This window comes from Neisseria sp. P0016.S008, assembly GCF_051957775.1.
GTDB lineage: Bacteria > Pseudomonadota > Gammaproteobacteria > Burkholderiales > Neisseriaceae > Neisseria > Neisseria flavescens_B.
In genome coordinates, this window is sequence record NZ_JBQCWB010000005.1 from 118,584 (window position 1) to 135,856 (window position 17,273).

The 17,273-nt window shown below is 48.2% G+C and carries 14 protein-coding genes; 6 read left to right on the forward strand and 8 right to left on the reverse strand.

Annotated features, from left to right (window positions below; translation table 11 throughout):
- Positions 1-264 precede the first annotated feature (264 nt).
- The 5 genes from zwf (at position 265) to pgi (ending at position 6,143) form a co-directional block, all read left to right on the forward strand.
- A complete protein-coding gene (gene zwf / locus ACTHS8_RS08090) occupies positions 265-1,710 on the forward strand; it encodes a glucose-6-phosphate dehydrogenase (protein WP_254342806.1) in 1,446 nt (481 codons plus the stop codon).
- 63 nt (positions 1,711-1,773) lie between these two features.
- Complete coding sequence (gene pgl, locus ACTHS8_RS08095) at positions 1,774-2,469, forward strand: 6-phosphogluconolactonase (protein ID WP_440373457.1); 696 nt, start codon at positions 1,774-1,776, stop codon at positions 2,467-2,469.
- Positions 2,450-3,430: a glucokinase gene (locus tag ACTHS8_RS08100; RefSeq protein WP_250579168.1), complete on the forward strand. Its 981-nt coding sequence runs from the start codon at positions 2,450-2,452 to the stop codon at positions 3,428-3,430. The genes pgl and ACTHS8_RS08100 overlap by 20 nt, the downstream gene beginning before the upstream one ends.
- Positions 3,431-3,507: 77 nt before the next feature.
- Positions 3,508-4,356 (forward strand): DNA-binding transcriptional regulator HexR, encoded by an 849-nt coding sequence (gene hexR, locus ACTHS8_RS08105; protein WP_049352085.1) that lies wholly within the window; start codon positions 3,508-3,510, stop codon positions 4,354-4,356.
- A gap of 143 nt (positions 4,357-4,499) precedes the next feature.
- Positions 4,500-6,143, forward strand: coding sequence for a glucose-6-phosphate isomerase (gene pgi, locus ACTHS8_RS08110; protein WP_440373441.1), 1,644 nt, complete (start codon positions 4,500-4,502; stop codon positions 6,141-6,143).
- Between the two features lie 51 nt (positions 6,144-6,194).
- On the opposite strand, the gene ACTHS8_RS08115 is transcribed toward pgi, so the two are convergent.
- The 7 genes from ACTHS8_RS08115 to ACTHS8_RS08145 form a co-directional block, all read right to left on the reverse strand.
- A complete protein-coding gene (locus tag ACTHS8_RS08115) occupies positions 6,195-7,292 on the reverse strand; it encodes an NnrS family protein (RefSeq protein WP_440373442.1) in 1,098 nt (365 codons plus the stop codon).
- Between the two features lie 295 nt (positions 7,293-7,587).
- Positions 7,588-8,202, reverse strand: coding sequence for a CadD family cadmium resistance transporter (locus tag ACTHS8_RS08120; protein ID WP_223168748.1), 615 nt, complete (start codon positions 8,200-8,202; stop codon positions 7,588-7,590).
- A 309-nt stretch (positions 8,203-8,511) separates the two neighbouring features.
- The gene (locus ACTHS8_RS08125) at positions 8,512-9,204 is read right to left on the reverse strand and encodes an ATP-binding cassette domain-containing protein (protein ID WP_440373458.1); all 693 of its coding nucleotides are present in this window, start codon (positions 9,202-9,204) and stop codon (positions 8,512-8,514) included.
- A complete protein-coding gene (locus ACTHS8_RS08130; protein ID WP_440373443.1) occupies positions 9,204-10,001 on the reverse strand; it encodes an ABC transporter permease in 798 nt (265 codons plus the stop codon). Before ACTHS8_RS08130 ends, ACTHS8_RS08125 begins: the two co-directional genes overlap by 1 nt.
- A gap of 140 nt (positions 10,002-10,141) precedes the next feature.
- Complete coding sequence (locus tag ACTHS8_RS08135; protein ID WP_440373444.1) at positions 10,142-11,821, reverse strand: ATP-dependent nuclease; 1,680 nt, start codon at positions 11,819-11,821, stop codon at positions 10,142-10,144.
- A 212-nt stretch (positions 11,822-12,033) separates the two neighbouring features.
- Positions 12,034-13,011, reverse strand: coding sequence for an ABC transporter substrate-binding protein (locus ACTHS8_RS08140; protein WP_440373445.1), 978 nt, complete (start codon positions 13,009-13,011; stop codon positions 12,034-12,036).
- A 57-nt stretch (positions 13,012-13,068) separates the two neighbouring features.
- Positions 13,069-14,988 (reverse strand): TonB-dependent receptor, encoded by a 1,920-nt coding sequence (locus tag ACTHS8_RS08145; RefSeq protein ID WP_440373446.1) that lies wholly within the window; start codon positions 14,986-14,988, stop codon positions 13,069-13,071.
- 321 nt (positions 14,989-15,309) lie between these two features.
- On the opposite strand from ACTHS8_RS08145, the gene fumC reads away from it, so the two are divergent.
- Positions 15,310-16,698 (forward strand): class II fumarate hydratase, encoded by a 1,389-nt coding sequence (fumC, locus tag ACTHS8_RS08150; protein ID WP_440373447.1) that lies wholly within the window; start codon positions 15,310-15,312, stop codon positions 16,696-16,698.
- A 305-nt stretch (positions 16,699-17,003) separates the two neighbouring features.
- Here the strand turns inward: fumC and ACTHS8_RS08155 are convergent, their stop codons facing one another.
- The gene (locus ACTHS8_RS08155) at positions 17,004-17,273 is read right to left on the reverse strand and encodes a hypothetical protein (protein ID WP_440373448.1); all 270 of its coding nucleotides are present in this window, start codon (positions 17,271-17,273) and stop codon (positions 17,004-17,006) included.

Below are 17,273 nucleotides of genomic sequence, written 5' to 3' on the forward strand. Positions count from 1 at the left end.
CGAGGTATGGTCAATTCGTAAAATGGCAGGCTGCAAAAGTCATCAAACTTTTATGTTAAATCAAACAATTTGTAAAAATGAGAATGGACAAAATCTGTAGCCATGTGTAGTATTACTACTCATTAGCCCGCTTGTTTGAAATTTTGGTGCAGGCGATTGGTTTTTTACTGCTTATTGCTTAAAGGCTTTTGATTTTAATTGATTTTTATGGATGACGACAGTCCAAAAGTTTTGAAGCAAGCTTCCTCAACGAGAGATGAAACAATGAGTACACAGACAAATTTTGATTTGGTGTTGTTTGGCGCGACCGGCGATTTGGCAATGCGTAAACTTTTGCCTTGCCTGTATCAGGCGCATGTAGCCGGTTTGCTTCATCCCGAAGGTCGTATTTTGGGCGTAAGCCGCAGCGAATTGGATACCGCCGGCTTTTTGGCCAAAGTGGAAACGAATTCTAAAATCCATATCAAACAAAACTTCTCAGATGAAGCGTGGACGTCGTTTATCCAACGCATCGAGTATTTAAAAGTCGATGTTACAGAGAAAGGCGATTTCATTGCCTTGGGCGACTTGGTAAAAGCACGCAAGAATACTGAAAATGTCGTGATCTACCTCTCAACTGCGCCGAAATTCTTTGCACAAGCTTGTGAAAACCTTGCCGAAATCGGTTTGAATGCCGATAACGTGCGTGTAGTTTTGGAAAAACCGTTGGGTACGGACTTGGCTTCTTCCCAACAAATCAATACAGATGTAGCCCGTTATTTCAAAGAAGAACAAATCTACCGTATCGATCATTATTTAGGTAAAGAAAGCCTGCAAAACCTGTTGGCCTTACGTTTTGCCAATGTGATGTTCGAGCCTTTGTGGAACAACAAATATATTGAAAGCGTACAGCTGACTATCGCCGAGCAGTTGGGCGTGGAAGAACGCGGCGAGTTTTACGACATTACCGGCGCGTTGCGCGATATGGTGCAAAACCACTTGATGCAAATGCTTTGTATGACTGCGATGGAAGCACCGGCGAGCTTGGATGCAGATGCCGTACGCGACGAGAAAGTGAAAGTCATCAAATCGCTGAAACCGCTGACCATCGAATCCGTCAATGAAAATGTTATTCGCGGCCAATATGTTGCAGCAAACGGCATGAACGGCTATCTGGAAGAAGTCAACGTTCCGCAAGACAGCTTTACTGAAACCTATGTCGCCATCAAAGCCGAAATCGAAAATGAGCGTTGGAAAGGCGTACCTTTCTACCTGCGTACCGGCAAACGCATGGCAGGCAAAGTGGCGGAAATCGTGTTGAACTTCCGTCCGCTGCAAAACCATATTTTTGACAACAGCCAACCTGCGCCGAATCGTTTGGTTATTGAACTACAACCGACCGAATCCGTCCGCCTTTACACCCAAGTGAAAACCCCGGGTGCAGGCAACAAAGTCGAAGTTACACCGATTGGCGTGGACTTGGGCTCAGCCGTAGAGGGCCGCCGCGCCGAGGCTTACGAGCGTCTGCTGCTGGATGTGATTAACGGCAAACTCGCTTTGTTCAACCGTCGTGACGAACTCGAAGCCGCTTGGGAATATGTGATGCCGATTTTGGAAAACTGGGCGAACAATACAACGCCTCCACATGCTTACGAAGCCCATTCTTGGGGTCCTGAAGCTGCGCGCGCGCTGTTGGCTCGTGACGGCAACAAGTGGCACGAAGAGCAATAATATTTCTTTCAGACGGCCTTGTTTTCCAACAAAAGGCCGTCTGAAACCATGAAAGGACGAAACATGTTTGTTTGGCACGAACAAGAAAACGCTGCAACTGCCGCGCAAGCTCTCGCCGATGCCGTTGCCGCCGCATTGCAAGCCGCGTTGAATGAGAAAGGCCATGCGGTTTTGGCCGTTTCCGGCGGTCGTTCGCCGATTGCGTTTTTCGAGGCTTTGTCGCAAAAAGATTTAAATTGGCAAAATGTCGGCATTACTTTGGTGGACGAACGTATCGTTCCGACCACGCATGCCGACAGCAATACGGGCTTGGTACGCGAATATCTACTCAAAAATAATGCGGCCGTTGCTACATGGATTCCTGTTGTTGAAGACGGAAAGTCTGAAACTGAATTACAACCTGAAGTTGTCGTTGCTTACGCATTGAAACATTATAAGCAACCTGACGTGCTGGTGTTGGGCATGGGCGGAGACGGGCATACGGCGTCGTTGTTCCCTCAAGCGCCTCAATTACAGGCCGCAATCAATGAAGATGATGACCCGACATTGATTCATACTACGCCGGTTACCGCGCCGCATGAGCGTGTGAGCATGACTTTGGGTGCGATTGCCAAAACGCCGAATGTATTTTTGGCCATTCAAGGCGCAGAGAAAAAAGCGGTATTCGATAAGGCTGCTACAAGGGCTGACACCGAATATCCGACCAGTCTGATTCTTAATCACCAAGGAATTAACTGCCATGTCTACTATGCACACTGAAGCTTATCCTCGTTTGGTCGCCGATATCGGCGGTACGAATGCCCGTTTTGCACTTGAAACTGCACCACAGGTTATTGAAAAAGCTGAAGTCTTGCCTTGCAAGGATTACGACACCATCATCGATGCCGCCAAAACTTATTTGGAACGCGCAGGCAGCCCGAAAGTTTTGCATGCCGCCTTTGCGATTGCCAATCCGATTTTGGGCGACTGGGTGCAGATGACCAACCACCACTGGGCATTCTCCATCGAAACCACCCGTCAGGCTTTGGGTTTTGAAACGTTGATTCTGTTGAACGACTTTACCGCCCAAGCTTTGGCAGTAACACAAACCGATAAGAAAGATTTGATACAAATCGGCGGTCAAAAACCAATCGAATTTGCGCCTAAAGCCGTTATCGGTCCGGGTACCGGTTTGGGTGTCAGCGGTTTGGTGCACAGCGCTGCCGGCTGGGTGGCGTTGGCAGGCGAGGGCGGCCATACCAGCTTCCCACCGTTTGACGATATGGAAGTGTTGATTTGGCAATACGCTAAAAACAAATACGGTCATGTTTCTGCCGAGCGTTTCTTGAGCGGCGCAGGTTTGAGCCTGATTTACGAGGCATTGGCCAAACGCGACAACATCAAACAATACCGTCTGAAACCCTCTGAAATCACCGATAAGGCATTGAGCGGAACATCGCCGATTTGCCGTCAGACTTTGGATATTTTCTGCGCTATGCTGGGTACGGTCGCTTCCAATCTGGCTTTAACTTTGGGCGCGCGCGGCGGCGTATATTTGTGCGGCGGGATTATCCCGCGCGTGTTGGATTACTTTAAAACGTCTCCATTCCGCAGCCGCTTTGAAAACAAAGGCCGCTTTGAAGCTTATCTTGCCGCCATCCCCGTGTATGTCGTATTGAGCGAATTTCCGGGCATCGTCGGCGCGGCGGTGGCATTAGACAATCATTTAAATAACGTTTAAACACACAAACGGCGGTGCAGTGCAGGGTACGAAAATGTGCCTTGTCCTGAACGTCAAAGAATCAAAGGGTAGAGTATATGTTAAGCAAAATCAGCGAATCATTGTCCAATCTCTCCGGCGCAGAACGCAAAGTTGCCGAATCTGCGTTGGCTGAGCCGAAATGGTTCGTTCATGCCGCTGTGGCCGAAATCGCCGAGCGTGCATCCGTCAGTCAGCCGACAGTGATCCGTTTCTGCCGCAGTCTGGGTTACAAAGGTTTGCCTGAATTCAAACTCGCGTTGTCTGCCAGCATCGGTCATGAAGGTATGCCTTACGTTCATGAAGAATTGAACGCCGATGACAACATGAGCAGCGTGGTCGAAAAAGTATTGGGCAATGCCGCAGCCTCCCTCTTGGGCGAGCGCCGCTTCCTGAAAGAGTCCGAGCTGGAAAACGCGATTGCTATTCTGATGCACGCGCGACGCGTTGAGTTTTATGGTGTCGGCAACTCCGGCATCGTTGCTCAAGATGCGCAGCACAAATTCTTCCGTTTCGGTATGTCCACCGTCGCCTATGTCGATACGCATACCCAGTTGATGGCGGCTTCCGTATTGACCGAGCAGGATGTGTTGGTGGCGATTTCCAATACCGGCTCATCTATCGAATTGTTGGATGCGGCCAGTATCGCCAAAGAAAACGGCGCAGCTGTTATTGCGCTGACCCGCAATGATTCGCCGTTGGCCCAAATGGCCGACTGCGTATTGAGCATTGCCACTCAGGAAAATGCAGAGCTTTATACGCCTATGGTGTCCCGTCTTTTGCAGTTGGCCGTTATCGACATTCTTGCCATCGGCTTGGCTTTACGCTTGGGTGATACTGCCAGCACGCAACTGCAAAAAAGTAAAAAAAGCATACATAACAAACACATCGAATACGATAAAGATTGATTCTTCACTGATATATTCAGACGGCCTTAACCCACATCAAGGCCGTCTGAAACCTCAAAAAACGGAAACCACCCCGTTCCCGTTTCAGACGACCTCACGGCCGTTTTCTCAACAAAACTGTCCACTATCCAGGAGAGCATCCGATGAAACACCTTCACGATTTACCGGCTTGGTCAAAATTATGGATACATTTTGACGAAACCAAAGAACAACACATGCGCGAAATGTTCGAGCAAGATCCCGAACGTGCCGAGCGCTACTGGCTGCAGGTTGGCGGCCTGACTTTGGATTATTCTAAAAACCGTATCAACGACGAAACCATGTCGCTTTTGTTCGAGTTGGCGCGTGAAGCAGGCGTGCCGGAACGGATGCAGCAAATGTTCCGCGGCGAAAAAATCAATACGACAGAAAACCGCGCCGTACTCCACGTTGCCCTGCGCAACCGTACCAATGCCCCGATCGTCGTGGATGGCGAGGATGTCATGCCTAAGGTCAACCATGTCTTGCAACGCATGGGCGAGTTCGCGCATGAAGTCCGCAGCGGCAGCTGGTTGGGCTATACCAATCAAGTGATTACCGACGTTGTTAATATCGGTATCGGCGGCTCCGACCTCGGCCCTCTGATGATGTGTACCGCGCTCAAGCCTTTCGGTCATCCGCGCCTGAATATGCACTTCGTCTCCAACGTAGACGGCTCCCAACTGCGCGACGTATTGTCTAAAGTCCACCCTGAAACCACGCTGTTCATTATTGCTTCCAAAACCTTTACCACCCAAGAAACCCTGACCAACGCCCTGACCGCGCGTAAATGGTTCTTGGATCATGCAGGCGATGAAAGCGCCGTAGCCAAACACTTCGTTGCCGTATCGACCAACCAAAAAGCCGTCGCCGAATTCGGTATCGATACCGCCAATATGTTTGAATTCTGGGACTGGGTCGGCGGACGTTACAGCCTATGGTCGGCCATCGGCCTGCCGATTATGCTGTACCTCGGCGAAGAAAACTTCATCGAAATGCTCAACGGCGCGCACTTAATGGACCAACACTTCATCAACACGCCGCTGGAGCGCAATCTGCCGGTTATCCTTGCCCTTATCGGCATCTGGTACATCAACTACTACGGCGGCGGCAGCCACGTTATCGCGCCTTACGACCAACATCTGCACCGACTGCCCAAATTCATCCAGCAGCTCGATATGGAGAGCAACGGCAAACAAGTGACCCTTGACGGCAAAGCTGTCGGTTACGAAACTTCGCCGATTATTTGGGGCGAAACCGGTATCAACGGCCAGCACGCATTCTTCCAACTGCTGCACCAAGGTACGCACATCACGCCGATTGACCTGATTGCCTCCCTTGAAAAACGCAGCAACCTGCGCGGCCACCACGAAATCCTGCTGGCGAACGTTTTTGCCCAAGCCGAAGCCTTTATGCGCGGTAAAACGCCTGACGAAGTACGCGCCGAGCTTCAAGCCCAAGGCATGGACGAAGCGCGTATCGAAGAGCTGGTTCCGCATAAAACCTTCTCCGGCAACCGTCCGACCAACCTCATCCTCATGGACAAAATCAACCCGCGCAATATGGGCAGCCTAATTGCCATGTACGAACACAAAACTTTCGTTCAAGGCATTATTTGGGGCATTAACAGCTTTGACCAATGGGGCGTAGAACTCGGCAAACAACTGGCCAAAACCATTCTTGCCGAATTGACCGGCGAGACCGAAGTGCAAAAACACGACAGCTCCACTACACGGCTGATTAATCTTTATTTGAACGCCAACAAATAAAGCATTTATTTAAAGCTAAGGCCGTCTGAAATTTTCAGACGGCCTTTTGTTTTATTCCGGATCATCTGTAAACGCATTTTCCCGAAATATCGGTACAAACGTGAAAAGATACAGTACGAACACGGCTGCGGTCAGAATCGCAGGAACGGTAATGAAAAATATCGGGTTCACGTTCATCAAGAAAGCGCGCGAGATGGCGGCCATAAAGAGTAGGGGGACGGCGATGCGGCAGAGTTTGGGATAATCGAGCTTGGTAAAGCCACTGTGCCACAGTCCGGCAGTCAGCCACACCATCATCACGCCGCCCATCATGCCGCCGAGGGTAATCAGGTGCAGGGGCGCGGAGGCAGGCAGGTTTTGCAGTTTCGCCGCGCCTGTCCACAAATAGCCTGCGGCGGCAAAGAGTTGGAGCAGGTAATAGGTGCGGACGTAGTGTTTGCGCAGGAGTTCGTGATGGTGAAGCTCACGCAGCTTGGCGAGCAGGATGAAGCCGACGGCAAGCGCAGTAAAACCGGCGGTTTGCGCAGGCAGCCAGAGTTCGGCGGCGGCGTGCAAGAGCAGGAAAGTAATAGCGATGTTTTTATAAACGATATTTGGAATAAAAACAGGGTCTTTCAGATGGCATTCTTTAAGGGCTTCCGCGCCCAAAAGAATACTGACGCGCACGGAAACAAACATGACCGCAGCCATGTTCAGATGTACTTGCGCGCGCAGTAAGTTCAAATCGCCGCTGACGGCATAGGCCGTCTGAAAAACGGTGAACGCGGCAAGCAACATCAAGAGGGCGAAGTTATCAGTGTTGCGGTCGAGCCAAATCAGCCAAGTACAGAAAAGCAGCAACACCAGCCAATAGGCGGCAACGAAAAACGAAGCGGTTTGCGGCGCAAACGGCAGCAAGACGGTTGCGGCGAGCAACAGCGCCGCCAAGACGGTGGCAACGGGTTTCAGACGACCTTTATAGCCCGTCCATTCAAGCATAGCGGCAGTCAGGAAGCCGCCGTATGCCGCAGGCAGCATGAGTTCTAAGAAGATTTGGCGGTGCAAAATGACGGCACTGGGGCTGATGAAAAACACCAACGCGCCGAGTATGGCAAGCACCGCTGCGCCGACGAAAAACGGCCGCATGGGGTGGGTGAAAAATTTATTCATGGCTTGGCTTGATTCTGCATGAAGATGCTTTCAGATATGGATTTATTGGGTGGGCAGGGCTGTATCTTTTGCCAAAGAGGCAAACCTTCGGCTTGCTTGCCCTCTCCCTAGCCCTCTCCCACGGGGAGGGGGGATTAAGCTGCCAAACCCGAACATTTTCAGGTTTGCCTACCATCTGATTTTCAATCCTACGTTCTCTAATTTTCAGCAACCTGATTCCCTCTCCCCGTGGGAGAGGGTTAGGGAGAGGGCAACGAACCGCAAGGTTCGTCAGATACTCAAATGCCCGTATCATTCATATCATTGATATTATTGTTTGAATTGTATTATTTTCAATAATAATAAATAACCCTAAACCAATATAAATAGCAGCCATTATCCAACGACTAAACTTCTCTACAATTTCACCAACACCTGAAATATTAGCCAATCTTTGTGCTGTATATACTAAAACAAAAATCAATATTAAAAATACAAGAAGAGTAACTAATAAGTCGACAAGATCTAAAGTCACAAAGTAAGGAACAAAAAGTCCAATATTATCTGCACCACAACTAGCAACTGTAACCAAAGCAACAATACCGACTAATTTTGACAACCCTTTTTCATCCAATTCTTTTTTAGCTCTTTTTTCGCCCTCACAATCGTCGTAAATAGCAACTTTAATACCTAAGTAAATCGGTATTAAACCTAATAAACCCAACACCCATTTTTCCGGAACATAATGCAAAACAAAAGCTAGAAATAAACTAACTAATATTAAAATTACAGAACCTAAATATTGTCCGATATAAATATCTCGATATTCTTTTCTAGTATTTGCTCTAGCAAAAAATATTAATAGTATTACCAACAAATCTACTGCTGTAGCAATATATAAAACAGCAGCAGTAATCACAGTCGAAAACATAAAGCACCTCATAATGAATCCCCTGCCCCCTTGGCACCACGGCTTTTTCAAAAACCGAATCGCGTTCGGATAACAGATTCGTATCTTTCGCTAAAGAGGCAAGCCTGCGGCTTGCTTACCCTCTCCCTAGCCCTCTCCCACGGGGAGAGGGAATTGGGCTGTCGAGCCTGAACATTTTCAGGTTTACCTGACATCTGATTCCCAATTCTACGGCTCTCTGATTTTGAGAAACCTGATCCCCTTTCCCCGTGGGAGAGGGTTAGTGAGAGGGCAACGAACCGCAAGGTTTGTCAGAAATTTAAATTCCTATCACTCATAATAATGAATCCCCTGAAACTCCCTTGCCACCACGGCTTCTTCAAAAGCCGAATCGCGTTCGGACAGCGGCGTGGGTAAGGTTATCACATTTTGCACGTTCATGCCTTTCGGGGAGAGCAACATAATCTCGCGGCTCAGTCGCGCGGCTTCAAAGCGATCGTGCGTTACCAGCATACACGCCATGCCCTGCCGCTCGATTTTTTCCACCAGCATAGCGACCAAAATATCGCGCAAATCGCGGTCCAAACCGACAAACGGCTCATCCAGCAAGGCAAGGTCGCAGCCGCACAGCAGCAGGCGCAGAAACGCCACCCGTTTCGCCATGCCGCCGGACAATTCGGTCGGATATTTGTTCAAATCGCCCGAAGTCAGCCCGACTTTCGCCGCCAGCGCGACGATTTCACCTTCATCGGGCTTGTCCATAAAAATCGCGATATTCTGCATCGCGGTCAAGTTTTCCGGCAGGCGGTTTTCCTGAAACAGAAAACCCGTTTTGCGGAAAGTATTGCGTATCGTGCCTGATTTCGGCGTTTCCAAACCGGCAATCAGCCGCAAAACCGTCGTTTTGCCGCAGCCGCTCGGCCCGAACAAAGCCTTCACTTCGCCATGTTGCAGGTTCAAACTGAAATCGCGCACAATGGGATCGCGGAGAATTTCAAAACGTACGTTTTCAAGACAGAGCATCATCTCCTCCACGGCATAAACAAAATTTCCAAAGGCTTGGTAATCAAGTATTCAAACAGCGACACAAATATGATAACCAACACCACATAAGCCATCACCGTCGAAGTCTCCAGCATCGCCCTCGCATCCGCAATCCGCGCGCCCACGCCTTCGCTCGCGCCCAAGAGTTCCGCCATAATCACCACTTTCACCCCCATCGCCACCGCCACGCCGATGCTGGAAATCACATAGCCCGTCAGATGCGGGATATACAGATAACGGATTTTTTTCAGACGGCCTAACTTATAAGCGTCAAACAATTCCTCATGCTGCTTGTTCACGCTCGCCATCCCGACCGCCGCACTCGCAAACGTCAGCGGCGCAACCAACACAATAATGGTAAACAACACGCTCGGATTGCCGAAACCGAACCAAAACAGAGCCATCACCACCCAAATAATCGGCGGCATCGCCAACAAAATCGTAATCACAGGCTTGAGCAACGCCATCGCCGTCTTAAAACTGCCCGCCACCAGCCCCGCCGCCAATCCCGCTACCAGCGCAACCGAAATGCCCACCACCGACCGCCACAGCGAAATCCCGATTTCGTTTTCCTGAAAATGTTTCAATAAATCAAACGACTTTTGAAACACTTCCACCGGCGCAGGCAACATAAACTCGCCGAACACGGCGCTGCCCCACGCCCACAACGCCACCACCACCATCGCTACGCTCAGACCGGCAAAGCCGCTCCAAAGGTAGTCGATGATGTAAAACACTGCAGGCTGCGGTTTGCGGATTTTGTCGGTTTTAATCATGGTTTGGGTGTTGATTCATAGTGATGGTTTGGAGATGATAGGCCGTCTGAAAAAATGGTTGATTGGGTTAGACGGAACGTCGCAATCCAACGAAATGGCTTGGTTTTCCTAAATAGTGTTTTTCAGACGACCTACAGTTGCTATTCACCATAGATTTTTTTATCTTTATTCCTGATCATTTTTTCTAAAACATCAAAAATAGATATAAATCTCTCTAACCAATCGTCATTAGATGAATTCTCAATTTTATTCATAAAAAATTGTTGTGCTTTTGTTTTTTTATCATCCTTAATGCTAAACTCAATGATGTCTCCACTTGGAGATTCACTATAGGTTGAAAAGTAATCATTATGTTCCTTATGTAACTCTTTAACCCATTCTGGAGGAAACAATCCCTCTAAACAAATATTTTTTCCAACAAAAATATAATCATTATTTGATTGAAATGCTATTTTTTTGTTTCCAAAAAACTTTTGTAGGTTTCTTGATACTTTGACTCCTGCATCATCACCATCAAATATGACAACACAAACTCTTTCCTTAGAAATAAATTCATAAGTAGCCTTAAGAAAACCTTCAACAGCAGAAACACCCCCCATATCAAGAAAACAAGATTGATCTAAAAAAATATAATCTTTGTTAAGCCTTTTCTTAATTACCTCTAATACATATTCAAATGTGCTTTTATCAGTTTTTCCTTCAACAAAAATATTATATTTTAATAGGGAATAAAAATCACTAAACTGTATACCAAGAGCTTTTTGTATTTCAGTGACGGCATTTTGATATGAATTGAATACGGTTTTTTTAGTTCTATTTCCTTCTAACTTAGTACCAATAATTTTATGTGCATCTTTATTAATAAAGGATATTGAATGAGTAGTCCAAAATACCGATGCTATATTCGATAATTTTTTAAGCATTCCAAAACAACTTTTATATAGTTGTGGATGTAAAAAAGATTCTGGCTCCTCAATTAACCATATAACTTTTTTATCACGCTCATTCTCTTTATCTGTAATCCATTTTAAAGCAGCTAATAAGCTAGTAGTTTGAATCCCCATCCCTTTCTGATAAAACAATGTTTCTTCACTATCTTCAAGTTTGAACTCAAAGGATGAAATCATATTCTCTATTGAATTATTGGGTATTGAAAGCAACGCCTTAACATTACCAACACCATTATCCTCTAACGATGACGTAATAGATGAAGATATGGAAGACAACTCATTATTAATATCTTCAATCTTTTCCTCTAAAATTGAAGATATTGATTGTTTAACAAAAGGTATTAATAATGAATCTATTAATTCCCTGATACTTTTTGAAGATGGAATATAATAACAACTAAATTGACTTAACAAAATAGACAATGCTACTTGTTGTTTTTCAGCTGCTTTTTCACGTCTAACATGAGGTCTATATTTTTCATTTGGGAAAAACCTATATTGCGGGCTACCATTTGATAAGAACGTTAGATACAAAACAATATCATTAGATTCTGGCTTAGGCTTTTCAAGAAAATTATTTAATTCATCATATGAGTTATAAAATTCTCTATCTATAGTCGACTCTCTATCACCAGTAAAGGTAGCAATAATACTTGTTTGCCCTCCTTTCATATCAAAAGTTAAATCATTTTTTATATTATACTCATAACGATTATCTGGACCTGTAAAAAACATTTCAATAGCTTTTAATACATTAGTTTTACCACTGCTATTAGGCCCAACAATCGATATATCATGCTCCATTCCAACAATTTCAAAATCATCTTTGATACTTCTAAAATTCTTAATCCTAATAGATTTAAGCCTCATATAATTACCTCTAAAATGAAATTAATATATTTATCTAGCAAGAGTATGTTGAGTTTGACAAACCAACATACAGATATCTGCCGTCATTCCCGCCTACCTGGTAATGAAGGCTTTTTGTGTACTGTTCTGACTATTATCTGATAGGTCGTCTGAAAAGGGTATATTGGATTCCCCAATACAACTTACCCCTTTTTCAGACGACCTCTTTCCCTTTAAGCCAAGAAAAACCCGTTATCCGGCAGCTTGCCGCCCAAGAGTTTCGGGTTAAACTGCATCAGGATTTCGTAAAACTTCAAAATCTCGTTCTTCACTTCGCTGCCTTTGGTGACTGTCAGCCGCGCGCCGTCCAAGCCCATGACTAGGGCGGGTTCGGGGGCGGGGAGGTAGTTTTTGCCGATTTTCGCCGCGCTTTGGCGGTTGGCCAGTATCCAGTTGAGCGCGTTTTTCAAATCCTGATGGAAGATGTCGAACTGTGCCTTGTGTGCGTGGAAATATTCTTCGTTGGCGATGATGCCTGCCATCGGAATCAGCGGTTTGGTGTCAAACGCCTGCCCCCATGCTTTTACCAAATCAAAACCGCGCACGACGTTTACGCCCATGGTTTTGCCTTTGAGCATGCTGGCGGTCGCCATCGGTTCGGGCAGGATGGCGGCGTGGTAGTCTTTGCTTAAAAACAGTCCCACCGCTTCGGGCGGCGTGGCGGTGTAGGTGATGCCGACTTTGTGCGCGTCGATTTTCAGTTTTTTCAACAAGGCTTGCAACACGATGTCGGGCATATCGTTTTTAAACGGCACAAGGATTTTTTTGCCGACCAAATCCTGCGGCGAGGTAATCGCGCTGCCTTTGCACATCAGCTGCGTGATGCCGTTGGTCAAAATATTCACCATGCCGACTTTTTGCCCTTGGTTACGCAGGTTTACGCCGACATTGCTCGGGCTCATCATGACTTTAAATTGTCCGCTTGCTACACCTGCGCGCAGTTGGTCGGGCGAACGCCAGATTTTCAGCGATACATCCGCCTGCTTCGCCAGCTTGCCTTGCAACGCCGCTACGGCAATGGTTACGCTGGGCATTGCCGGTGCGCCGTACACGGTAAATTGTTCTTTACCGGCTGCCAACAATGAAGGCGAAACGCCTGCGGCTGCCAGCGCGGCGGTCATTTTTAAGAAATCACGTCTTTTCATGTCCATTTTTTATCTCCTAATTCTTAATAAGCCAATGCAGGCATTCTTTCAGACGGCCTGATTTTAAAAAGCCGCATGCAAACTCAACCAATACGTCCTGCCCGGTGCATACACCACGCTGGGCGACAGGGCGAGGACGTGGTCGCCGCTGATGTATTCGGCGTATTTTTTGTTGAACACGTTGTTCACGCCCAAACGTAAGCCGTATTTGTCTTTGATGTTTACGCCTGCGTAAAGGTCGGCAACGGTAAAGCCTTTGGCGGCTTCGCGTTTGTCTATGCCCAGACCGCTTGCCGCGTCAAAATCGCCGCGCGTTTGTTTGGCGACAAAGCGTGTTGCGACGCCGATGTTGTAGCTTCCGTGGGCAAAGTAGTTTTTGTAGTCGGCTTGGACGGCGGCTTCAAACGGACGGATTTGATAGAGCGGTCTGCCGTCGGTTTCGTTGTGCCCGTAGTTGTAGGTGGCTTTGATGCCTGCCGCCCAATGCGGATTGAAGTTGTAACGCGCATAGGCCTGTGCGGTAAACAATCGAGCGTCCACGTTGCGTGTGATGATGCCGCCGCCTTTGGAAGCCGTGCCGCTTTGTCCGTGGGCGCGGTCAAAAATAATCAGGTCTTTGACTTTGTCCGCCACAAGCGTGCCGCCCACGTTCCAGCCCGCGCCTGCGAGCGAGTTCATATAGCCGTTGTAGTAGTCGTTGCGGCTGTCGGCGGTGAGCTTGATGCGGTTGTGTTTTTCGGTTTTCAGCAGGGGATTGCCTGCGATGGCGGCGGCCGAGTTTTGGTTCATCAGCGCGCCGTTCATGCGGTTTTGCACGATGGCGGCAAGCGAGTTGAAGCGTTCGGTGTTGTCGCCGATGCGTTCTAAGTGAGCAAGGGAGACGCTGTATTTTTGCGTTTCAGACGGCGTGAAATCATATTTGAGTTCGCCCGACAAAGCATGACGGCGCACTTTGCCGTTGAAGTCGTAGCCGTAATGGGTTTTCCAGATTTGCTGAGCCGAGGCGAAGGCGAGATTGCGGTTCATCGGATGGGCGGGCTGCACTGTATTTTTGCGAACGTCCGCTTCGTTGAGCTCGTAGCTTAAACCCAAGCCCAGTTTGTGTTGGTCGTCAAACTTGTAAGACAGGGTATCGGCAATGCGCCAGCGGTCGAGGTGCACATCGGCGAAACGGTAGCCGTTGAGGAAGTCGCGCATGGCGGTGTGGGCGTTGCGTTCGCCGTTTTGGCTGTCGTTGCGGTAGCTGACGGCGGCGGTGTTATGGAACTTGCCGAAATCCGCATCGTGTTTGAGCGAGAAGTCGTACACTTTGCGGTCAAGCTCTACGAATACTTGCTGCGGCGTGTTGTTTGGGCGCAGGGAGTAATTGTCGGCATGGCGTTTGAGTTTGATGACACCAGCTTCTGCGCTGACCGTATTGCTCAAATCGGCATTGCCCCAACGCGCGTTGAGTTTGGCGATGTGGCGTTCGGTATCCAATGCGTCGTTGACGAACTGCGGCTGGCGGTCGTTGTTGATGTCGTCGTGTAGGTAGGTGAGGCGGTATTCCTGATTTTCAGACGGCACGAAACCGAGTACCAAAGCCTGATTGAAACGGCTGTATTTCCAATCGGTCTGATTGCCGCCGCCGTCTTTATAGCCGTTGGCCTTGGTGTGATTGAGGTTGGCCACGCCGTACACTTTTGCTCCACGCGCTTGCGCGGTAACGGAGTTGTAAAAGCTTTTGCCGTAAAAGCCGCTGTTTGCTTTCAACGGACGGAAGGCTTGGTCTATGTTTTCGGTAACAAAGTAGTGATCGCTGCGGTCGGTGCGGTCGAATTGGTTTTCGGGGAAATAGCCTTGTGCGGCGGTCGGTGCAATCGGTTTGGGCGGGGAGAAGGTTTTGACAGGCTGGATTTCATCAGGGTCTGCCAAGGTTTCGGCAAAGCCGTTTGCGGCGGCAAAACTGCTCATTAACAAGCAAATCAAATGGTTTTGTTTCATTATTTATATCCTGATAATCATTTTTATTTATTATGCTCTTAGAAAGAAGCAAAGTAAAGAAACGATAAAGTGTCTGAAGCCGACAAAACTTTATTGTCGGTAAGGAAGCTTTAGCCTGGTACACAAGCCGATACGGACTGAAAACTTTTAGAAGAAGAAAGTGTTAGCGAGGTTTGTATTTGAGTTTTATTTTGCGTTTGTGTTTTCCGTTCATAAAGCAGATAGGCCGTCTGAAAAAACTCTCTCTTTTCAGACGGCCTATTGCTGGTTATAATAATTTTACGAATCATTATTATTTCTGTTTAAATGTAGGAGAAACACATGAGTACCCGTACCGAACACGACACCATGGGCAATGTCGAAGTCCCATCCGAAGCCTATTGGGGTGCGCAGACCCAGCGCAGCCGCAACAATTTCAAAATCGGCGGCGAAACCCTGCCGCAGCCGTTGATTTATGCTTTGGCGCTGGTGAAAAAAGCCGCCGCCGCCACCAATGTTTCTCTCGGCAGGATTAAGCCCGAACAGGCAGATTTGATTACGCAGGCGGCAGATGATGTGTTGAACGGCAAGCTCGACGGGCAGTTCCCATTGGTAGTGTGGCAGACCGGTTCCGGTACGCAGTCTAATATGAACATGAACGAAGTGCTGGCAAACCGCGCCAACGAAATCGCCGGTACGGGTTTGGCGGCGTATCAGCCCGTCCATCCCAACGACCATGTGAACCACGCACAATCGACCAATGACGCGTTCCCGACCGCCATCCACGTTGCCGCCGCGATTGAAATCAACCGCCACCTTATTCCGGCGGTAAAAGCCTTGCGCGATACATTGGACAAAAAAGCCAAAGAATTCGCCCCCATCGTCAAAATCGGCCGTACCCATTTGCAGGACGCGACGCCGCTGACTTTGGGACAAGAATTTTCCGGCTACGTTTCCCAGCTTGATCATGGTTTAGGCCGTCTGAACGATGCACTTAAAGACTTGTATGAACTCGCTTTGGGCGGCACGGCGGTCGGTACGGGCTTGAACAGCCATCCCGAATACGCCGAAAAAGTTGCCGCCAAGCTCGCCGAATTGTCCGGCCTGCCGTTTGTCAGCGCGCCGAACAAATTTGAAGCCTTGGGCGGACGCGATGCCGCCGTTGCCGCTTCGGGCGCATTAAAAACGCTGGCGGCAAGCCTGAACAAAATCGCCAACGACATCCGTTGGCTGGCAAGCGGCCCGCGCTGCGGTTTGGGCGAAATCAAAATCCCCGAAAACGAGCCGGGTTCGTCCATCATGCCGGGCAAAGTCAACCCGACTCAATGCGAAGCAATGACCATGGTGTGCTGCCAAGTGTTCGGCAATGACGTCACCATCGGCATGGCAGGCGCATCGGGCAACTTCGAGCTGAACGTCTATATGCCCGTTATCGCTTACAACCTCTTGCAATCCATCCGCCTGTTGGGCGATGCGTGCAACAGCTTCAACGAAAACTGCGCCGTCGGCATTGAACCCGTACCGGAAAAAATCGATTATTTCCTGCACCATTCCCTGATGCTCGTTACTGCGTTAAACCGTAAAATCGGCTACGAAAACGCCGCCAAAGTCGCCAAAACCGCCTACAAAAACGACAAATCGTTACGTGAAACCGCCATCGAATTGGGCTTGCTGACAGGCGAAGAGTTTGACGAATTGGTCGTTCCTGCCGATATGGTTCATCCGCGTTAAGCTTTAATAATGAAACATGCCGTCTGAAAATGTTTTCAGACGGCATGTTTTTATGCTGCGGTTGTTTTTTCCTCGAATAGGGTAAAAATCATTGGCGTCAGATTGACGACCATTAGAAACATCATTGAGCTCAAAAATGTACGCCAGGCATAATGCCACGCTTCCGTTCTGTCTGCTTGGGGGAGGAGCGATGCAGTATAGCGGTTGTGTAGGGTTTTTGCGGTGTCATTGTTTTCCAAATAGTCCAACGAAAGTACCAATAATTTGCCCGTGTCTTTGTGTTGTAAGAATTTGGCATGCTCAACCTAGATGCCCGGCTTGGCTTGTTCGCATAAAGATTCAATGCCGACACAAGAGGCCAAGCTGTTTTGGTTGTTTTGCAAAATCGACAGCTCATTTTTTTCAGCCTGCATGGCTATGGGGGAGGTTTGATGAAGGTATGCGCTCATGCCGTTGTTCTCTATTGCTTGAAAATCATGGAGCTGGCTGAATCCACCATTTTCCCAGGCGACAAATACGGCATAGCATCCGCTGAATAGGCAGATCATAGCCAATTTAAAGACAAAGTTTTTCAT

Excerpts from the sequence above, each read along its gene's own strand:
- zwf (WP_254342806.1), top strand. The coding sequence starts at position 265 with ATGAGTACACAGACAAATTTTGATTTGGTGTTGTTTGGCGCGACCGGC.
- pgl (WP_440373457.1), top strand. The coding sequence starts at position 1,774 with ATGTTTGTTTGGCACGAACAAGAAAACGCTGCAACTGCCGCGCAAGCT.
- ACTHS8_RS08100 (WP_250579168.1), top strand. The coding sequence starts at position 2,450 with ATGTCTACTATGCACACTGAAGCTTATCCTCGTTTGGTCGCCGATATC.
- hexR (WP_049352085.1), top strand. The coding sequence starts at position 3,508 with ATGTTAAGCAAAATCAGCGAATCATTGTCCAATCTCTCCGGCGCAGAA.
- pgi (WP_440373441.1), top strand. The coding sequence starts at position 4,500 with ATGAAACACCTTCACGATTTACCGGCTTGGTCAAAATTATGGATACAT.
- ACTHS8_RS08115 (WP_440373442.1), bottom strand. The coding sequence starts at position 7,292 with ATGAATAAATTTTTCACCCACCCCATGCGGCCGTTTTTCGTCGGCGCA.
- ACTHS8_RS08120 (WP_223168748.1), bottom strand. The coding sequence starts at position 8,202 with ATGTTTTCGACTGTGATTACTGCTGCTGTTTTATATATTGCTACAGCA.
- ACTHS8_RS08125 (WP_440373458.1), bottom strand. The coding sequence starts at position 9,204 with ATGCTCTGTCTTGAAAACGTACGTTTTGAAATTCTCCGCGATCCCATT.
- ACTHS8_RS08130 (WP_440373443.1), bottom strand. The coding sequence starts at position 10,001 with ATGATTAAAACCGACAAAATCCGCAAACCGCAGCCTGCAGTGTTTTAC.
- ACTHS8_RS08135 (WP_440373444.1), bottom strand. The coding sequence starts at position 11,821 with ATGAGGCTTAAATCTATTAGGATTAAGAATTTTAGAAGTATCAAAGAT.
- ACTHS8_RS08140 (WP_440373445.1), bottom strand. The coding sequence starts at position 13,011 with ATGGACATGAAAAGACGTGATTTCTTAAAAATGACCGCCGCGCTGGCA.
- ACTHS8_RS08145 (WP_440373446.1), bottom strand. The coding sequence starts at position 14,988 with ATGAAACAAAACCATTTGATTTGCTTGTTAATGAGCAGTTTTGCCGCC.
- fumC (WP_440373447.1), top strand. The coding sequence starts at position 15,310 with ATGAGTACCCGTACCGAACACGACACCATGGGCAATGTCGAAGTCCCA.
- ACTHS8_RS08155 (WP_440373448.1), bottom strand. The coding sequence starts at position 17,273 with ATGAAAAACTTTGTCTTTAAATTGGCTATGATCTGCCTATTCAGCGGA.